Source organism: Pseudomonas sp. 24 E 13, assembly GCF_900004715.1.
Taxonomy (GTDB): Bacteria; Pseudomonadota; Gammaproteobacteria; order Pseudomonadales; family Pseudomonadaceae; genus Aquipseudomonas; species Aquipseudomonas orientalis_A.
This window is the reverse complement of the sequence record NZ_CVTO01000152.1, coordinates 14,193-31,085: the sequence shown is the minus strand read 5'-3', so window position 1 is coordinate 31,085 and position 16,893 is coordinate 14,193. Positions and strand designations below refer to the sequence as shown.

Below are 16,893 nucleotides of genomic sequence, written 5' to 3'. Positions count from 1 at the left end.
TCTGTGCTTGAATAAATATAACTCTAGGGTTACTTTTATTCGGTCCGAGCCAAGGAGGCGACGGTGCAAAGCAGGCTATTGATCAAGGAGTTGCTGGAAGCGGGCTGGGTGTTGGATCGGGTTACCGGCAGCCATCACCTTTTCACCCACCGCTATAACCCGTACACGATACCGGTGCCGCATCCGAAGAAGGATCTGCCTATGGGCACCGTCAGAAGCATCAGGAAACGCGCCGGGCTGTTTCAGTTTTAAGGAGAGCATGCATGCAATACCCAATCTGTATCGAATGGGGCGATGACTTCACCGCCACCGGTATCCAGATCCCCGATATTCCGGGCGCCGTCACCGCCGGGGACAGTTTCGAAGAGGCCTACAACGCGGCCGTGGAAGTGGCGCACCTCATGCTGCAGGAGATTGCCGCAGAGGGCGGGGTGATTCCAATGCCAACCTCGGTTGCCACTCATCACGCCCATGAAGACTACGCCGGTATGGGCTGGGGCATGTTGGAGCTGGATATCTCGCCCTATCTGGGCAAGACCGAGAAGGTCAATGTGACCTTGCCCGGTTATGTGATCCAACGCATCGACCGTTACGTGCGTGAACACAACGTCAAAAGCCGCTCGTCATTTCTGGCGGATGCGGCTTTGGAGAAGTTGGTGCGTTCTTAAGCGTTGGCGACCGCTACCTGCCGCGACGCACTGAGGAACCGCAACAACGCCACCAGCGGGAATGCACTGCCCACCAGCATCACGCCCAGCCAACCGCCGTGTTCGTACACGCTGCTGGCAATCGCCGAGCCGAAGGCACCGCCAATGAAGATGCTGGTCATGTACAGCGCGTTCAGGCGGCTGCGACTATGGGCGTCGAGGGCGTAGACGGCACGCTGGCCGAGGACCATGTTCATCTGCACGCAGAAGTCCAGCACGACGCCCGTTACCGCCAGGCCGATCACGCTGTACAGCGGGTGCACGAAGGCCGGCAGGAAACTCAGCGCGCCCAGCAGCATCGCCAGCAACGAGGCGCGGTGAGTGTGACCGGCATCGGCCAGCCGCCCGGCGATAGGCGCGGCGATGGCACCGATGGCACCGACCAGGGCGAAGATCGCGATCTGGGTCTGGCTGAGGCCGTGGTTGCGCACCAGTTCCAGTGGCGCGGCGGTCCAGAACAGGCTGAACGCGGCAAACATGCAACCTTGATAAAACGCACGCTGGCGTAACACCGGCTGCTCACGCAGCAAGGTACCCAGCGAACCCAGCAACTGGCCGTAACTGGCGCTGTGCGTCGGTTGGCGCTTGGGAATGGTCAGCATCAACACCACACTGATAAACGCCATCAATGCCGCCGCCGCCATGAACATCGCCCGCCAGCCGAAGTGGTCCGCCACCACGCTGGACACCGGTCGCGCCAGCAGAATGCCCAGCAGCAGGCCGCCCATGATGCTGCCGACCACCCGGCCACGGGATTCGGCAGGCGCCAGGTGTGCGGCCAACGGGATCAGGATCTGCACCGACACCGAACTGAAGCCGATCAGCAGTGACACCAGCAAAAACAGGTTGGGCTGCTCGGTGAACGCGGCGCCCAACAGGCTGGCGATGGCAACCACCGTGGTGATGATCATCAGCCTGCGATTTTCCAGCAGGTCCCCCAGCGGCACCAGGAAGAACAGGCCCAGGGCGTAGCCGATCTGCGTGAGCGACACGATCAGGCTGGCCATTGCCGGCGTGAGGCCGATGTCCGGCGCGATCAGTTCGATAATCGGCTGCGCGTAGTAGATGTTGGCGACGATGGCGCCGCAGCAAAACGCAAACAGCATGACCATGCCTCGGGTCATGGTGCCGGCAGCGTGGGGGGTAGCATTCATGGGGTTCTCATGCAGGCGAAGGACGATGGGATGAGAGAGTAAAGACATCGGCCGGCGCTGAGTAGGCCGCTTGTGGTGATAACTGTCATGCCGCGAAATAATGATTCAATGCCAAACCAATGTGGGAGGGGGCCCCCTCCCACAGTTCTGACTGTGTTTATTCAGCCCGAACGTTTATTGGCCGGTGTAAATCTGGTCAAACACCCCGCCATCGTTGAAGTGGGTTTTCTGCACGGTGCGCCAGTCACCAAAGGTCTTCTCCACCGACAGGAAGTCGACTTTCGGGAAACGGTCGGTGTACTTGGCCAGCACGTTCGGGTCACGCGGGCGCAGGTAGTTGTTGGCGGCGATTTCCTGGCCTTCCGGCGACCACAGGTACTTCAGGTAGTCTTCGGCGGCGGCGCGGGTGCCTTTCTTCTCGACCACTTTGTCCACCACCGACACCGGCGGCTCGGCCTCGGCGGACACGCTTGGGTAGATCACTTCGAACTGATCACGACCGAATTCACGGGCGATCATTTCCGCTTCGTTCTCAAAGGTCACCAGCACGTCGCCGATCTGGTTGGTCATGAAGGTGGTCGTCGCGGCCCGGCCACCGGTGTCGAGTACCGGCGCTTGTTTGAACAGCTTGCCGACAAAGGCCTTGGCTTTTTCTTCGTCGCCGCCGTTCTTCAGCACATAGCCCCAGGCCGACAGGTAGGTGTAGCGGCCGTTACCCGAGGTCTTCGGGTTGGGTACGATCACTTGCACGCCGTCCTTGAGCAGATCCGGCCAATCTTTCAGGGCTTTCGGGTTGCCCTTGCGCACGATAAAGACAGTGGCCGAGGTGAACGGCGCACTGTTGTTCGGCAGGCGGGTGACCCAGTTGTCCGGTACGAGCTTGCCGTTGTCGGCCAGGGCGTTGATGTCGGTCGCCATGTTCATGGTAATCACGTCCGCCGGCAGGCCGTCGATCACCGAGCGCGCTTGTTTGCTGGAGCCGCCGAAGGACATCTGCAGGGTCAGCTTGTCATTCGGGTGCTCGGCGTCCCAATGCTTCTGGAAGGCGGCGTTGTAGTCTTTGTAGAAATCACGCATCACGTCGTAGGAGACGTTGAGCAGAGTGACCGGAGCCGCCTGGACGGCGCCGGCCAGGGCCAGGCCGGCGGCCAGGAGGGAGGCGCTGAGGATGTTTTTCACTGCTCATTCCTTGTTGTTCGAGAGGAGGGGGGAGGCACAATGCCAGCGACTATAGCCGGGGCTGCATAGTCGCTTAAAGATTAAAAAGAACTTTGCTTATTCCACTTTCTTAAACAGGTTGCTGCCACAGCGTGAACAAAACGCCGCATTCGGCTCGTGGCTGTTCTTCTTGCACACCGGACAATCGGTCTGCAGCTGTTCACCGCGCATGGCACTGGCCAGCTCGGCGGTGAATATCCCGGTCGGCACGGCAATAATCGAGTAGCCGGTAATCATCACCAGCGAGGAAATCACCTGGCCCAGCGGGGTCTTGGGCACGATATCGCCAAAGCCCACGGTGGTGAGTGTCACGATCGCCCAATAGATGCCCTTGGGAATGCTGGTAAACCCGTGCTCCGGGCCCTCGATCACGTACATCAGGGTGCCGAACACTGTCACCAGGGTGCACACGCTGACCAGGAACACCACGATCTTCTGTTTGCTGCCGCGCAGCGCCGCCATCAGGTAGTTGGCCTGCTTGAGGTACGGACTGAGCTTGAGGACGCGGAAGATCCTCAGCATGCGGATGATGCGGATAATCAGCAGGTACTGCGCGTCGCTGTAGTACAGCGCGAGGATGCCGGGCACGATCGCGAGCAGATCCACCAGGCCGTAAAAACTGAAGGCGTAGCGCAAGGGCTTGGGCGAGCAGTACAGGCGCAGGCCGTACTCGATGGCGAAGATCAGCGTGAAGCCCCACTCGATATAGGCCAGCACGTCAGCGTAGTTCTGGTGGATTTCGTCGATGCTGTCGAGCATCACGATCACCAGGCTGGCGAGGATGATCAACAACAGGATGCCGTCAAAGCGCCGCCCGGCGACGGTGTCGCTTTGGAAAACCATCACGTAGAGCCGCTGGCGCCAGTCGTTGTTGCTGTCCATAAATCCCGCTCGAATTGAATATCGGCAAAGCCTAGGGGGATTCGTACGGACTGTCCATGCGCGGCTTGCGCAGTATTCGCTGGCTGGCGCGCACCAGCCAGCAGGTCAGAATGAAGGGCGCCGTCAGCGCCGGCAGGTGCAGGGCGGCGAAGCCGGGGGTGAGCATGATTGCCAGGACGATGCCGATCAGCGGCAACCAGGGCTCGCGGCGCGCCTGGCTCAGTGCCAGGGCGGCGAGCGCCGGGTTATAGCTGTGCAGGCCGAGCAGGGCGCCGCTGGTTTCGCCCAGCAGCAAGGCGACCGGCACGCCGGCGATGGCGCCGCTGAGTGCCCATAAGGCGGCGCGCCGATCAGCCAGCAGCAGGCCGAGCGCAATCAAGGCTCCGGCCAGGGGCTGGTCCAACAGCATCACTTGCGCCAGGCCGGTGAATGGCGCAGCGATTACCGTCAGGGGCTCGGGCTCGCTCAGGGCCAAGGTCGCGGGCGCGATGTTGCCCAGCAACAACCAGCCCAGGCTGACAAAGGGTGTGGTGTAGGCGGGCAGATCCTGGGGGTGGGCGGCGTATTTCGACCACTGCCGCACCAGCATTGCGCTCAAGCCGCCACAGGCCAGGATCAGCGGCACCACCAGGGCCGACCAGGCGAGCTGCTGGCTGATCAACACACCCAGCAATACGCCGTTGTAGCTGTACAGCCCGGCCTGGCGTTCAGCCTTGGGGTAGCCCCGGCGCTGCGCCGTGAGCAAGCCTGCGACGCCACCCAGCAATGCGCCGCCGAGCAACCCCGGCGCGCCGATCAGGATCGCCAACAGGCACAGCAGGCCGCACAGCGGATGGCGCTGGAGAAAGATCTGGCTGAAGCCGTTGAGCAGGGCTTCGGCCCAGTCGGGGCAGGTTGGATTGTGCATTGGAGGGGCGTCAATGAGACCGAGTTGTGCCTATCGGGGGCAAGCCCCCTCCCACATTGGCCTGCATTCACAATCGCAACTATGTGAACCCAATCAAGTGTGGGAGGGGGCTTGCCCCCGATGAGGCCCGAACAGACGTTAAATCAGGGTTTCGATACGCAAGGAATTGGTCGACCCCAACTGCCCAAATGGCACCCCCGCAGTAATCACCAACGTATCCCCACGCTGCGCCATGCCCTGAGCCTGGGCGATCTCAAGCGCGGTGGAACACACCTCATCCACCTGCCGAAGCCGATCATTGACCACCGAGTGCACCCCCCACGCCACGCTCAGGCGCCGCGCCGTGGACAGGTTTGGCGTGAGCGTGAGGATCGGCGCCACCGGCCGCTCCCGTGCCGCGCGCAGGCTGGAGGCGCCCGACTCGCTGTAGTTCACCAGCACCGCCACCGGCAGGATGCTGCTGATGCGGCGGATCGCGCAGCTGATGGCGTCCGACACCGTGGCATCCGCCCCGGGCCGGCTGACATCCAGCTGGGCCTGGTAATCCGGGCCGTTTTCCACCTGGCGGATGATCTTGCTCATCATCTGCACGGCTTCCAGCGGGTATTCGCCCGAGGCCGTTTCGGCCGACAGCATCAGCGCATCCGCCCCTTCGGCCACCGCATTGGCCACGTCGGTGACTTCGGCGCGGGTCGGTGCCGGAGAGAAACGCATGGACTCAAGCATCTGGGTCGCCACCACCACCGGTTTACCCAGTTGGCGGCAGGTCTTGATGATGTCCTTCTGGATGTGCGGCACGCTTTCGGCCGGCACTTCCACGCCCAGGTCGCCACGGGCCACCATGATCGCGTCACTCAATTCGGCGATTTCGCGCAGTTGTTGCACCGCCGAGGGCTTCTCGATCTTGGCCATCAGGAATGCCCTGTCGCCGATCAGTGCGCGGGCTTCGCGGATATCTCCCGGGCGCTGCACGAACGACAGCGCCACCCAGTCCACGCCCAGCTCCAGGCCAAAGCTCAGGTCGCGACGGTCCTTGGCGGTCAGCGGGCTGAGTTGCAACAGTGCCTGGGGCACATTCACACCTTTGCGGTCGGACAGCTCGCCACCATTGAGCACGGTGGTGTCGATGGCGTCGGCGTGCCGGGTGATGACGCGCAGGCGCAGCTTGCCGTCGTCCAGCAACAGGTCCATGCCGGGCTCCAGTGCCGCGATGATTTCCGGGTGGGGCAGGTTGACCCGGCGTTGATCGCCCGGTGTTTCATCCAGGTCCAGGCGCAGCGCCTGGCCGCGCACCAGTTGCACCTTGCCCTCGGCAAAGCGCCCGACGCGCAGCTTGGGCCCTTGCAGGTCCATGAGGATGCCCAGCGGGTAATTCAGTTGGCGCTCTACCTGGCGAATCCACTGGTAACGCTGCGCGTGATCGGCGTGATCGCCGTGGCTGAAGTTGAGGCGAAAGATATTTACCCCGGCCTGCACCAGCTCGCGGATGTCATCGATTCCATCGGTGGCCGGGCCCAGGGTGGCGAGGATTTTGACCTTCTTGTCAGGCGTCATGTTTGGCGGTCTCAAGGATCAGGATGGCGCGGAAGTCGTTGACGTTGGTGCGGGTCGGCTCGGTGACGATCAAGTCGCCCAGGGCGGCGAAATAGCCGTAGCCGTTGTTGTTATCCAACTCGTCGCTGGCGCTCAGGCCCAGGGCTTCGGCACGGCGGTAGCTGCACGGGGTCATGAGCGCGCCGGCGTTGTCTTCCGAGCCGTCGATGCCGTCGGTGTCGCCGGCCAGGGCGTAGACGCCGGGCAGGCCCTTGAGGCTGTCGGTGAGGCTGAGCAAAAATTCCGCGTTGCGCCCGCCACGGCCATTGCCGCGCACGGTGACGGTGGTTTCGCCGCCGGAGAGGATCACGCACGGCGCCGCCAACGGCTGGCCGTGCTGCACGATTTGCCGGGCGATGCCGGCGTGCACCTTGGCCACCTCGCGCGCTTCACCTTCGAGGTCGCCGAGGATCAGCGGGCTGAAACCGGCCTGGCGCACTTTAACCGCCACCGCTTCCAGGGATTGCTGCGGCCGGGCGATCAATTGGAAGTGGCTGCGCGCCAGCAGCGGGTCGCCGGGCTTGACGGTTTCCGAGGCGGGGTCTTGCAGCCAACTGCGCACCGAGGCCGGGATGTCGATGCCGTAGCGCTTGAGGATCGCCAGGGCCTGTTGCGAGGTGCTGGGGTCACCGACGGTAGGGCCGGAAGCGATTACCGTGGCGAGGTCGCCCGGCACATCGGAAATCGCGTAGGTGTAGACCGTGGCGGGCCACGCGGCCTTCGCCAACCGTCCACCCTTGATCGCTGACAGGTGCTTGCGCACGCAATTCATCTCGCCAATGGTGGCGCCGGACTTGAGCAGGGCTTTGTTGAGGCTTTGCTTGTCGGCCAGGGTGATGCCGTCGGCGGGCAGGGCGAGCAAGGCGGAGCCGCCACCGGAGAGCAGGAAGATCACGCGATCGTGTTCGTTCAGGTCACTGATCAGGTCCAGCACGCGTTTGGCCACGGCCAGGCCGGCAGCGTCGGGCACGGGATGCGCGGCCTCTACCACTTCGATTTTCTTGCACGGTGCACCGTGGCCGTAGCGGGTGACGACCAGGCCGCTGACCTCACCCTGCCAGCAGTGCTCCACGACCAGCGCCATGGCGGCGGCGGCCTTGCCGGCGCCGATCACGATCACTCGGCCGCTGCGGTCGGCGGGCAGGTAAGGTTCAAGGACTTGCCGGGGGTGGGCGGCGTCGATGGCTGTGGCAAACAGCTCGCGAAGCAGGTGTTGCGGATCGACCGACATAAGCGGGCTCCGGGGAATCTTGTTATTAGGGATGCAACAGTCCAGCTATGAAATGAGGGGCAAATGTGGGAGGGGGCTTGCCCCCCTCCCACACGGATTTGCATTTCATTGCAGCTTATTTATCGCGAATCGAGAAATTCGCCATATGCTCCAGGCCCTTGATCAGCGCCGAATGGTCCCAGTTGCCGCCGCCAAGCGCGGCGCAGGTACTGAACACTTGCTGGGTGCCGGCGGTGTTAGGCAGGTTGATCCCCAACTCCTTGGCCCCGGCCAGGGCCAGGTTCAAGTCCTTCTGGTGCAGGTTGATGCGGAAACCCGGGTCGAAGGTGCCCTTGATCATGCGTTCGCCATGCACTTCGAGAATCTTCGACGACGCAAAACCGCCCATCAGCGCTTCACGCACCTTGGCCGGGTCCGCGCCATTTTTCGAGGCGAACAGCAGCGCTTCGGCCACCGCCTGGATATTCAGCGCGACAATGATCTGGTTGGCGACCTTGGCGGTCTGGCCATCGCCGTTGCCGCCGACCAGGGTGATGTTCTTGCCCATGGCCTGGAACAGCGGCAGGGCGCGCTCGAAGGTCTGCGGCTCGCCACCAATCATGATGCTCAGCGTGCCGGCCTTGGCGCCGACTTCACCACCGGACACCGGGGCATCCAGATACTGCGCGCCGGTCTCGTTGACCTTGGCCGCGAACGCCTTGGTGGCGGTGGGGGAGATCGAACTCATGTCGATCACCACTTTATGGGGCGACAGCCCGGCGGCCACGCCGTCAGCCCGGAACAGCACGTCTTCGACCTGAGGGGTGTCGGGCACCATCACGATAATGAACTCGGCTTCCTGGGCCACTTGCTGCGGGTTGGCCAGCGCCACCGCGCCGGCAGCGATCAGCTCGGCGGGCGCGTTGCCGTGATGCTCGGAAAGAAACAATTGATGACCTGCTTTCTGCAGGTTGGCGGCCATGGGTTGGCCCATGATGCCGGTGCCGATAAATCCGATTTTAGCCATTTATGAGGTCCTCTTTTTTATTCGGTAGGCAAACGTGTTTGAGGTCTGCCAGACACAGCGGTCCAATGTGGGAGGGGGCTTGCCCCCGATTGCGGTGTGTCAGGTGTAGATGATGTGACTGAACCACTGCTATCGGGGGCAAGCCCCCTCCCACATAAGCTGCCGGTGTCTGTTAGATGGCGTTATGGGTTTTGAGCCAACCCAAACCCGCTTCGGTAGTGGTCAGCGGCTTGTATTCGCAACCGACCCAACCCGTGTAGCCAATCCGATCCAAATGCTCGAACAGGAACCGGTAATTGATCTCCCCCGTCCCCGGCTCATTACGCCCCGGGTTGTCCGCCAGCTGGATATGGTTGATGACCTCCAGGTGCGTCGCCATGGTTCGGGCCAAATCGCCTTCCATGATTTGCATGTGATAGATGTCGTACTGCAGGAACAGATTGTCACTGCCCACCTGCTCGCGAATCGACAGGGCCTGGGCGGTGTTGTTCAGGTAGAACCCGGGGATGTCGCGGGTGTTGATCATCTCCATCACCAGCTTGATGCCCGCCGCCTGCAACGCGTTGGCGGCGTACTTGAGGTTGGCGACGAAAGTCTTTTCCACGGTTTCGTTATCCACGCCTTGCGGCGCAATACCCGCCAGGCAGTTGACCTGGGTATTGCCCAGGACCTGGGCGTAGGCGATGGCCAGCTTGACCCCGGCGCGGAATTCTTCGACCCGGTCGGCGTGGCAGGCCAGGCCGCGCTCGCCTTTGGCCCAGTCCCCGGCGGGCAGGTTGAACAGCACCTGGGTCAGGCCGTTGGCGTCGAGCTGCGCCTTGATGTCGGCTGAACTGAACTCATACGGGAACAGGTATTCCACACCTTCGAAGCCCGCATCGGCGGCCGCTTTGAAGCGGGCAAGGAATTCCTGTTCGGTAAACAGCATGGACAGGTTGGCGGCAAAGCGCGGCATAGGGTTCTCCTTAATCGAGCAGGGAAATGGCGGTCGGTGCGTCGTTGCCGACCAGGGCCAGGTCTTCGAATTCGTTGACGGCGTTGATCTCGGTGCCCATGGAAATATTGGTCACCCGTTCCAGAATAATCTCAACGATCACCGGCACCTTGAATTCTTCGATCATTTCCTGGGCGCGGCGCAGCGCCGGCTGGATCTGGCTCGGCTCGAACACACGCAGCGCCTTGCAACCCAGTCCCTCGGCGACGGCCACATGGTCGACGCCATAGCCGTTGAGTTCCGGGGCGTTGAGGTTGTCGAAAGACAACTGCACGCAGTAGTCCATTTCAAAACCGCGTTGTGCCTGGCGGATCAGCCCCAGATACGAGTTGTTCACCACCACGTGGATATACGGCAGCTTGAACTGCGCGCCGACGGCCAGCTCTTCGATCATGAACTGGAAGTCGTAGTCGCCAGAGAGCGCCACCACCTTGCGGCTCGGGTCGGCCTTGACCACCCCGAGCGCCGCCGGAATGGTCCAGCCCAGTGGGCCCGCCTGGCCGCAGTTGATCCAGTGGCGTGGTTTGTAGACGTGGAGGAACTGCGCGCCGGCAATTTGCGACAGGCCGATGGTGCTGACGTAGCAGGTGTCTTTGCCGAACACCTGGTTCATCTCTTCGTACACCCGTTGCGGCTTGACCGGTACGTTGTCGAAGTGAGTCTTGCGGTGCAGGGTGGCCTTGCGCTGCTGGCAGTCATGCAGCCAGGCGCTGCGGTCCTTGAGCTTGCCGGCGGCTTTCCACTCGCGGGCCACTTCGATGAACATCGTCAGCGCGGAACCGGCGTCGGACACGATGCCCAGGTCCGGGGTGAACACGCGGCCGATCTGCGTCGGTTCGATGTCGACGTGGATGAACTTGCGGCCTTCGGTATACACCTCCACCGAACCGGTGTGGCGGTTGGCCCAGCGGTTACCGATACCCAGGACCACGTCGGACTTGAGCATCGTCGCGTTGCCGTAACGATGGGACGTCTGCAGGCCGACCATGCCCACCATCAGCGGGTGATCGTCAGGGATAGTGCCCCAGCCCATCAGGGTCGGAATTACCGGGATGCCCGTCAGCTCGGCGAATTCCACCAGCAACTCGCTGGCGTCGGCGTTGATCACGCCACCGCCGCTGACCAGCAAAGGGCGCTCTGCCTGGTCGAGCAGGGCCAGGGCCTTCTCCACCTGGATGCGGGTAGCCAAAGGCTTGGCCAGGGGCAGCGGTTGGTAGGCGTCGATGTCGAATTCGATCTCGGCCATTTGTACGTCGAACGGCAAGTCGATCAAGACCGGGCCGGGGCGGCCGGAGCGCATCTCATAAAAAGCTTTTTGAAACGCGTAGGGCACCTGGCCGGGCTCCAGGACGGTGGTCGCCCACTTGGTCACCGGCTTGACGATGCTGGTGATGTCCACGGCCTGGAAATCTTCCTTGTGCATCCGGGCGCGCGGCGCTTGCCCGGTGATGCACAGGATCGGGATCGAATCGGCCGAGGCGCTGTACAGGCCGGTGACCATGTCGGTGCCTGCCGGGCCCGAGGTGCCGATGCACACGCCGATGTTGCCGGCCTTGGTGCGGGTGTAGCCCTCGGCCATGTGTGAGGCGCCTTCAACGTGGCGAGCAAGGACGTGATCGATGCCACCCACCTTCTGCAAGGCCGAATACAGCGGGTTGATTGCGGCGCCCGGGATACCGAAGGCGGTGTCCACCCCTTCACGGCGCATCACCAGGACGGCGGCTTCGATTGCTCTCATTTTGCTCATGGTTTTGGTGCCTCTTGCGTTTTGTAATTGTATACAAGTGGTGTCTGTACAAAGTGTATTCACGGCGAGCGGCGTAGGTCAATGCATTTCATAAACTGAGCTTTGCGTTCGTCTGAATCAATTTTTTCGACGTATGGAAGCTTTGTTTGGAAATATTGTATACAAAAACAAATATCATTGTGTTCTATTTGTTCGATCCGGCATCTGATCAAACAGACGCTCCAACGTATTCCCAATAACAAAAGAAGGACGGCACCATGAGCGCTTTAACCTTGAAGATTGCCACCCAACTGGCCAGCCAGGCCCTCGCTGCGGGCCGCACCATTGCCGCCGCGCCGTTGACCATCGCGGTGCTCGACAGTGGCGGGCACCTGGTCGCCCTGCAACGCGAAGACGGCGCGAGCCTGCTGCGCCCGCAGATCGCCATCGGCAAAGCCTGGGGCGCGATTGCCCTGGGCAAAGGCTCACGTCTGCTGGCGCTGGATGCGCAGCAGCGGCCGGCGTTCATCGCGGCGCTGAACAGCCTGGGGCAGGGCAGTGTGGTGCCGGCGCCGGGTGGGGTGTTGATTCGCAATCAGGACGGCGTGGTGCTGGGGGCGATCGGGGTCAGCGGGGATACGTCGGATATTGACGAGCAGTGCGCGATCACGGCGATCGAAGGGGTGGGGTTGATGGCGGATGCGGGGGTGTCAGCCTGATTCCTGGGTGATCCTAAAGACCGCATCGGGGGCAAGCCCCCTCCCACATTTGAATGTATTCACAAATGAAAATATGTGAACCCAATCAAGTGTGGGAGGGGGCTTGCCCCCGATTGGCACAGGCACTGCGGTCTATCAGTCCGGCTCACACCCCTTGAGCACCAACCGAATAATCGTCTGCGCCGCCGCTTCATAATCGGCCTCATCCAACTTGGCCTTGCCGGTCACCGCCGAGATCTGCCAGTCGAAATCCGCGTAGGTCTGGGTCGCTGCCCAGATACTGAACATCAGGTGATTAGGCTCGATCTTCGCGATGAGGCCGCGCTCCACCCAGCTCTGAATGCAGTCGATATTGTGCCTGGCCTGGGCATTGAGCTGTTCGACCTGTTCGGCGCTGAGGTGCGGCGCGCCGTGCATGATTTCACTGGCGAACACCTTGGAAGCAAACGGCAGGTCGCGGGAGATACGGATTTTCGAGCGGATATAGTTGCTCAACACTTCCTTGGGGTCGCCCTCGGGATTGAACGGCGTGGAAGCGGCCAGGATCGGCTCGATAATGCTCTCAAGCACCTCGCGGTAGAGGTTGTCCTTGGACTTGAAGTAATAGTAGACGTTGGGCTTGGGCAGCCCGGCCTTGGCGGCGATGTCGCTGGTTTTGGTCGCGGCGAAGCCCTTGTCGGCAAACTCCTCGCTCGCCGCCCGCAGGATCTTTTCTTTGTTGCGCTCGCGAATGCTGCTCATAAACCGGACGTTTCCTTGCCATGACAGGCGGTGGCGCATGGTAGCACCGGCCATCCGCGCGCCTCAACAATGTGCCCGCTCAGCAGTGCGCCGCGCTATGCTCGCCTCATCTCTCACTTAACGGATACCCGATTCATGGCAGGAAGCAGCTTGTTGGTTTTGCTCGACGATATCGCCGCGGTACTCGATGACGTTGCACTGATGACAAAAATGGCGGCGAAGAAGACTTCGGGTGTACTCGGCGATGACCTGGCGCTCAATGCCCAGCAAGTCTCCGGCGTGCGCGCCGAGCGGGAAATTCCCGTGGTGTGGGCGGTGGCCAAGGGCTCGTTCGTCAACAAGTTGATCCTGGTGCCGACCGCACTGTTGATCAGCGCCTTCGCCCCCTGGGCGGTGACACCGCTGTTGATGCTGGGCGGCGCCTACCTGTGTTTCGAAGGGTTCGAAAAACTTGCGCACAAATTTCTGCACAGCAAAGCTGAAGACCAGGCCGGACATGCGCAGTTGACCGAAGCGGTGGCCGACCCGGCGACCGACCTGGTGGCCTTCGAAAAGGACAAGATCAAGGGCGCGATCCGTACCGACTTCATTCTATCGGCCGAAATCATCGCCATCACCCTCGGCATCGTGGCCGATGCGGCGTTGACGCAGCAGGTGATCGTGCTGTCGGGCATCGCCATCGTCATGACCGCCGGCGTTTACGGGCTGGTGGCGGGTATCGTCAAACTCGATGACTTGGGGCTGTGGCTGACACAGAAACCGGGCCAAGTGGCACGCACTATCGGCGGCGCCATCCTCACTGCGGCGCCTTACATGATGAAGAGCCTGTCGGTGATCGGTACGGCGGCGATGTTCATGGTCGGCGGCGGCATCCTCACCCATGGCGTGCCGGTGGTGCATCACTGGATCGAAACCGTGAGCCAGAACAGCGGGGCGCTGGCGTGGTTGATGCCGACGTTGTTGAATGCGGTGGCGGGGATTATTGCAGGGGCTGTGGTGTTGGTCGTAGTTCAGGCACTTGGCAAGCTATGGCGAGTCGCCAAGCGCTGATTAGTTCGCATCGAGTACCGTTTGAAAAGCTGTTTAAGCTTAGTCCTACAGTTCGGTTTTCCAAGCATTTATAGGATGCGTCACGCTTTTTCATGTGAAGGGGCGCGATAAAATATGGATCGACAGGGGGTTAGGGATGAACTGGTGTTTTCAAGCGGTGAAAAACTATATCAAGTTCAGTGGGCGAGCCTGTAGAAGAGAGTACTGGGCGTTTGTAATGATGGACATCGTGGTGATGTGGGGCTCTATTTTGATAGCGTACCTGGCAGATGTTTCTTCGAGCCCTTGGTTTATCGTCTCATTTGGCTTTTATGTGCTCTTTATGATCCCCCCAGCGGTGTCAGTGACATTCCGGAGGCTTCATGATGTGAACATCACCGGGGCGTATGCACTTTGGCTTTTGATACCGGTCGTTGGTTTTATAATGGTGTCCATCCAGTTGTTCACTCAGGGCGATAAGGGGGATAACGATTACGGTGTGCCTCCTGGTAAAAATGTCAGCTGAGTAACTGAGTAAAGCCAGTGCAATAAAAAAGGCCATTCGATTGAATGGCCTTTTTTGTGGTCAGGAGATGATCGTTCCCTCGCTCCGCGTGGGAATGCATCCCGTGACGCTCCGCGTCACCATTGCGCAGATGCTGGGTTTTGCGCTGAAAGCGGGACGCGGAGCGTCCTGGTTGGCATTCCCACGCGGAGCGTGGGAACGATCTAAGGGGCGCTGTTTACTCGGCAATCTGCAACTTGCGCGACTCGGTGTAGATGTAGCGCACCTTCTCATACTCGAACGGCGAGTTCATCTGCCCATACCGGAAGCTGGTCTGGTAGCGCCTGTCGACCGCACGCAGGGCCCAGATTTCCGGGTGGTTGGAGCTGACTTCGGAGACGTTGAGGAAGTTGATCTGCGACTCGGCGGTGTAGTCCACCAGCAGGCCGCCGGTGTCGCGCAGGTTCGACGGGCCGAAGATCGGCAATACCACATAAGCGCCGCCGGGCACGCCGTAGAAGCCCAGGGTCTGACCGAAGTCTTCGCTCTGGCGCGGCAGGCCCATGGCGGTGGCCGGGTCCCACAGGCCGGCGATGCCGATGGTGGTGTTGACGAGCAGGCGTCCGGTGGTCTCCAGGGAGCGATGGCCCTTGAGTTGCAGCAGGCTGTTCAACAGGTTGGGCACGTCGCCCAGGTTGTTGAAGAAGTTGCTTACGCCGGTGCGCAGGAAGCTTGGGGTGACGTAGCGGTAACCGTCCACCACCGGCAGGAACACCCACTGGTCGAAGCGATAGTTGAAGTGGTAAACGCGGCGGTTCCACGACTCCAGCGGGTCATACACGTTGAGCGCGGTCAGCGACGAACGCTCGAATTCACGCTGGTCCAGGCCTGCGTTGAACTTGAGTTTGGTCAACGGCTCCTTGAAGCCGTCGGCATCGATCTTGACCGGTTCGTGGGCCTTGCTGTTGTCGGCATTGGCCACGCCTGCGCACATCAGTGCGGCAAGCAGCAGAAGATATTTAGCCACGGAAGAACTCCAGCATGGCGTCGGCGTTGACGCGGTAATTGAGGTTGCCGCAGTGGCCGCCCAGCGGGTAGACGGTCAAGCGATCGCCGAAGGTTTTACGCAGGAAACCCAGGTCGCCCGGGCCAAGGATCACGTCGTCGGCGTTGTGCATCACGGCGATCTTCGGGCTGGCATGCAGGTAGTCCTTGAGCGCATACAGGCTCACCTGGTCCACCAGTTGCAGCAGACTGCCGCCGTCGGAACGGGCGCGCCACATCGGGATTACCTGTTCGGTGAGGTAGCAGTCAAAGTCGCACTGCAGGGCACGCTTGAGGAACGGCGTGAGGCTGGTGCCTTCGGTGATCGGGTATTTGGGCGGGATGATCAGGCCGCGGCGGTTGATCAGGTCCGAGGTAAAGGCGATATCGGCAGCCGAGAAGCGGAACGAGGTGCCGATCAGCATGGCCATCTGTTCGTTGGTCAGGTGCTGCTTGGACTGTTGGAAGTCGTAGAGCAGGGCGTCATTGAGGTCAATGTAGCCCTTTTGCTGGAAGTAGCGGGTCAGCTTGCTCAACACCAGTTCATAGAAGGTGGTGGTGTTGTTGATGCCCTTGACCTCGGTCTGGACCAGCTTGTCGAGGTTGGTGATCGACGTGTAGAGGTTGACCGGAGGGTTGAGCAGCAGCACTTTCTTGAAGTTGAAGCTGCGACGGGTTTCGTCGAGCTTGCTGACAAAGGCAGCATCCAGGGCGCCCAGGCTGTACCCGGTGAGGTAGAAATCAGTCACCGGCAACGAAGCGTTCTGCGCACGCACGGCCTGCATCACGCGGTACATGTCTTCGGCGTCTTCCTGTGTGATACCCGGAGTGGCGAAGCGCGATGCGGCGCTGATGAAGTCGAAGCTGGTCGGCGATGACAGCTGCACCACGTGGTAGCCGGCCTGGTAATACAGCTTCTTGAGGTATTCGTTGATGCTGCTGTCGAAGCGCGCACCGGTACCGGCGATCAGAAAGATCAATGGCGCGGCGCGGTCCTGCTTGGCGATGCGGTAGGTGAGTTTCTTCACCGCCCAGAAATTGTCCGGCAGGCTGAACTCGCGCTCGGGACGCATGTTCAAGGTGTAATCGGATTGATTGATCTCGTCGTCGGTCGGCAACGTGGGCCGAAGATCGGGTGGAGTGGTGGCAATGGTCGCTTCGAACGGGTTCGTCAAAGGGTAGCCATAGCTGGCCTGGTCGATATCGACGGCCAGTGCTGACGCACTCAAAAAAAGGCTGCCCAGCAAGGCAGCACAGCGCAAGGAACGGAGCATGACTTAATCCCTAAGAGGAAAGGTGCTGAATGAAATTCGCAGGCTATGACCACCGCGTTGCCACCGAAGTGCCAGCCTTCGGCACGAAAAGTCGGAAAAAAACGTCGGAATCGGAGTAATAGCTGGCAGACGATACACTTTGCCACGCATTGATGAACAGATA

The 16,893-nt window shown here is 61.2% G+C and carries 17 protein-coding genes; 5 read left to right on the top strand and 12 right to left on the bottom strand.

From position 1 onward, the window contains the following. Nucleotides 1-63: 63 nt before the first annotated feature. Nucleotides 64-252: a type II toxin-antitoxin system HicA family toxin gene (locus BFP90_RS22830; RefSeq protein ID WP_065894764.1), complete on the top strand. Its 189-nt coding sequence runs from the start codon at nt 64-66 to the stop codon at nt 250-252. A gap of 11 nt (nt 253-263) precedes the next feature. Then, the gene (locus BFP90_RS22825) at nt 264-668 is read left to right on the top strand and encodes a type II toxin-antitoxin system HicB family antitoxin (protein WP_065894766.1); all 405 of its coding nucleotides are present in this window, start codon (nt 264-266) and stop codon (nt 666-668) included. Here BFP90_RS22825 and BFP90_RS22820 read toward each other — a convergent pair. The 9 genes from BFP90_RS22820 to gcl all read right to left on the bottom strand — a co-directional run bounded on the left by BFP90_RS22820 (nt 665) and on the right by gcl (nt 11,439). Next, nucleotides 665-1,861 carry an MFS transporter gene (locus tag BFP90_RS22820; RefSeq protein WP_065894768.1) on the bottom strand — a complete coding sequence of 399 codons (1,197 nt, stop codon included), beginning with the start codon at nt 1,859-1,861 and terminating at the stop codon, nt 665-667. The two genes, BFP90_RS22825 and BFP90_RS22820, sit on opposite strands and share 4 nt — an antisense overlap. A gap of 174 nt (nt 1,862-2,035) precedes the next feature. Next, nucleotides 2,036-3,040, bottom strand: a complete 1,005-nt coding sequence (locus tag BFP90_RS22815) for a sulfate ABC transporter substrate-binding protein (RefSeq protein ID WP_065898042.1) — start codon at nt 3,038-3,040, stop codon at nt 2,036-2,038. A 96-nt stretch (nt 3,041-3,136) separates the two neighbouring features. Then, entirely contained in the window at nt 3,137-3,961 is an 825-nt protein-coding gene (locus BFP90_RS22810) for an ion transporter (RefSeq protein ID WP_065885187.1), read from the bottom strand. A 31-nt stretch (nt 3,962-3,992) separates the two neighbouring features. Then, nucleotides 3,993-4,868 (bottom strand): urea transporter, encoded by an 876-nt coding sequence (locus BFP90_RS22805; RefSeq protein ID WP_065898041.1) that lies wholly within the window; start codon nt 4,866-4,868, stop codon nt 3,993-3,995. Nucleotides 4,869-5,006: 138 nt separating this feature from the next. Next, nucleotides 5,007-6,422, bottom strand: a complete 1,416-nt coding sequence (gene pyk / locus BFP90_RS22800) for a pyruvate kinase (RefSeq protein ID WP_065898040.1) — start codon at nt 6,420-6,422, stop codon at nt 5,007-5,009. Continuing rightward, on the bottom strand, nt 6,412-7,692 hold the full coding sequence (locus BFP90_RS22795; protein ID WP_065898039.1) for a glycerate kinase type-2 family protein: 1,281 nt from the start codon (nt 7,690-7,692) through the stop codon (nt 6,412-6,414). The genes pyk and BFP90_RS22795 overlap by 11 nt, the downstream gene beginning before the upstream one ends. Nucleotides 7,693-7,807: 115 nt before the next feature. Next, the gene (locus tag BFP90_RS22790; RefSeq protein ID WP_065894777.1) at nt 7,808-8,698 is read right to left on the bottom strand and encodes a 2-hydroxy-3-oxopropionate reductase; all 891 of its coding nucleotides are present in this window, start codon (nt 8,696-8,698) and stop codon (nt 7,808-7,810) included. Between the two features lie 172 nt (nt 8,699-8,870). After that, on the bottom strand, nt 8,871-9,653 hold the full coding sequence (gene hyi, locus BFP90_RS22785; RefSeq protein WP_065898038.1) for a hydroxypyruvate isomerase: 783 nt from the start codon (nt 9,651-9,653) through the stop codon (nt 8,871-8,873). A gap of 10 nt (nt 9,654-9,663) precedes the next feature. Next, nucleotides 9,664-11,439, bottom strand: coding sequence for a glyoxylate carboligase (gcl, locus tag BFP90_RS22780; protein ID WP_065894779.1), 1,776 nt, complete (start codon nt 11,437-11,439; stop codon nt 9,664-9,666). A gap of 257 nt (nt 11,440-11,696) precedes the next feature. On the opposite strand from gcl, the gene BFP90_RS22775 reads away from it, so the two are divergent. Then, nucleotides 11,697-12,137 (top strand): GlcG/HbpS family heme-binding protein, encoded by a 441-nt coding sequence (locus tag BFP90_RS22775; protein WP_065898037.1) that lies wholly within the window; start codon nt 11,697-11,699, stop codon nt 12,135-12,137. 135 nt (nt 12,138-12,272) lie between these two features. On the opposite strand, the gene BFP90_RS22770 is transcribed toward BFP90_RS22775, so the two are convergent. Continuing rightward, a complete protein-coding gene (locus BFP90_RS22770) occupies nt 12,273-12,878 on the bottom strand; it encodes a TetR/AcrR family transcriptional regulator (protein WP_065894780.1) in 606 nt (201 codons plus the stop codon). Between the two features lie 135 nt (nt 12,879-13,013). Here BFP90_RS22770 and BFP90_RS22765 point away from each other — a divergent pair, with 135 nt between their 5' ends. Continuing rightward, complete coding sequence (locus BFP90_RS22765) at nt 13,014-13,928, top strand: DUF808 domain-containing protein (RefSeq protein ID WP_065898036.1); 915 nt, start codon at nt 13,014-13,016, stop codon at nt 13,926-13,928. Between the two features lie 157 nt (nt 13,929-14,085). Continuing rightward, a complete protein-coding gene (locus BFP90_RS22760) occupies nt 14,086-14,433 on the top strand; it encodes a DUF805 domain-containing protein (RefSeq protein WP_256097507.1) in 348 nt (115 codons plus the stop codon). A gap of 217 nt (nt 14,434-14,650) precedes the next feature. On the opposite strand, the gene BFP90_RS22755 is transcribed toward BFP90_RS22760, so the two are convergent. Together BFP90_RS22755 and BFP90_RS22750 are read right to left on the bottom strand one after the other, a co-directional pair. Then, on the bottom strand, nt 14,651-15,439 hold the full coding sequence (locus tag BFP90_RS22755) for an MlaA family lipoprotein (RefSeq protein WP_065898035.1): 789 nt from the start codon (nt 15,437-15,439) through the stop codon (nt 14,651-14,653). Beyond that, nucleotides 15,432-16,730: a serine/threonine protein kinase gene (locus BFP90_RS22750; RefSeq protein WP_057722697.1), complete on the bottom strand. Its 1,299-nt coding sequence runs from the start codon at nt 16,728-16,730 to the stop codon at nt 15,432-15,434. The genes BFP90_RS22755 and BFP90_RS22750 overlap by 8 nt, the downstream gene beginning before the upstream one ends. Nucleotides 16,731-16,893: the final 163 nt, after the last annotated feature.

Coding starts and splice junctions, on each gene's coding strand:
- BFP90_RS22770 (WP_065894780.1), bottom strand. CDS start 12,878: ATGAGCAGCATTCGCGAGCGCAACAAAGAAAAGATCCTGCGGGCGGCG.
- BFP90_RS22820 (WP_065894768.1), bottom strand. CDS start 1,861: ATGAATGCTACCCCCCACGCTGCCGGCACCATGACCCGAGGCATGGTC.
- BFP90_RS22805 (WP_065898041.1), bottom strand. CDS start 4,868: ATGCACAATCCAACCTGCCCCGACTGGGCCGAAGCCCTGCTCAACGGC.
- BFP90_RS22825 (WP_065894766.1), top strand. CDS start 264: ATGCAATACCCAATCTGTATCGAATGGGGCGATGACTTCACCGCCACC.
- pyk (WP_065898040.1), bottom strand. CDS start 6,422: ATGACGCCTGACAAGAAGGTCAAAATCCTCGCCACCCTGGGCCCGGCC.
- hyi (WP_065898038.1), bottom strand. CDS start 9,653: ATGCCGCGCTTTGCCGCCAACCTGTCCATGCTGTTTACCGAACAGGAA.
- BFP90_RS22790 (WP_065894777.1), bottom strand. CDS start 8,698: ATGGCTAAAATCGGATTTATCGGCACCGGCATCATGGGCCAACCCATG.
- gcl (WP_065894779.1), bottom strand. CDS start 11,439: ATGAGCAAAATGAGAGCAATCGAAGCCGCCGTCCTGGTGATGCGCCGT.
- BFP90_RS22765 (WP_065898036.1), top strand. CDS start 13,014: ATGGCAGGAAGCAGCTTGTTGGTTTTGCTCGACGATATCGCCGCGGTA.
- BFP90_RS22810 (WP_065885187.1), bottom strand. CDS start 3,961: ATGGACAGCAACAACGACTGGCGCCAGCGGCTCTACGTGATGGTTTTC.
- BFP90_RS22750 (WP_057722697.1), bottom strand. CDS start 16,730: ATGCTCCGTTCCTTGCGCTGTGCTGCCTTGCTGGGCAGCCTTTTTTTG.
- BFP90_RS22775 (WP_065898037.1), top strand. CDS start 11,697: ATGAGCGCTTTAACCTTGAAGATTGCCACCCAACTGGCCAGCCAGGCC.
- BFP90_RS22795 (WP_065898039.1), bottom strand. CDS start 7,692: ATGTCGGTCGATCCGCAACACCTGCTTCGCGAGCTGTTTGCCACAGCC.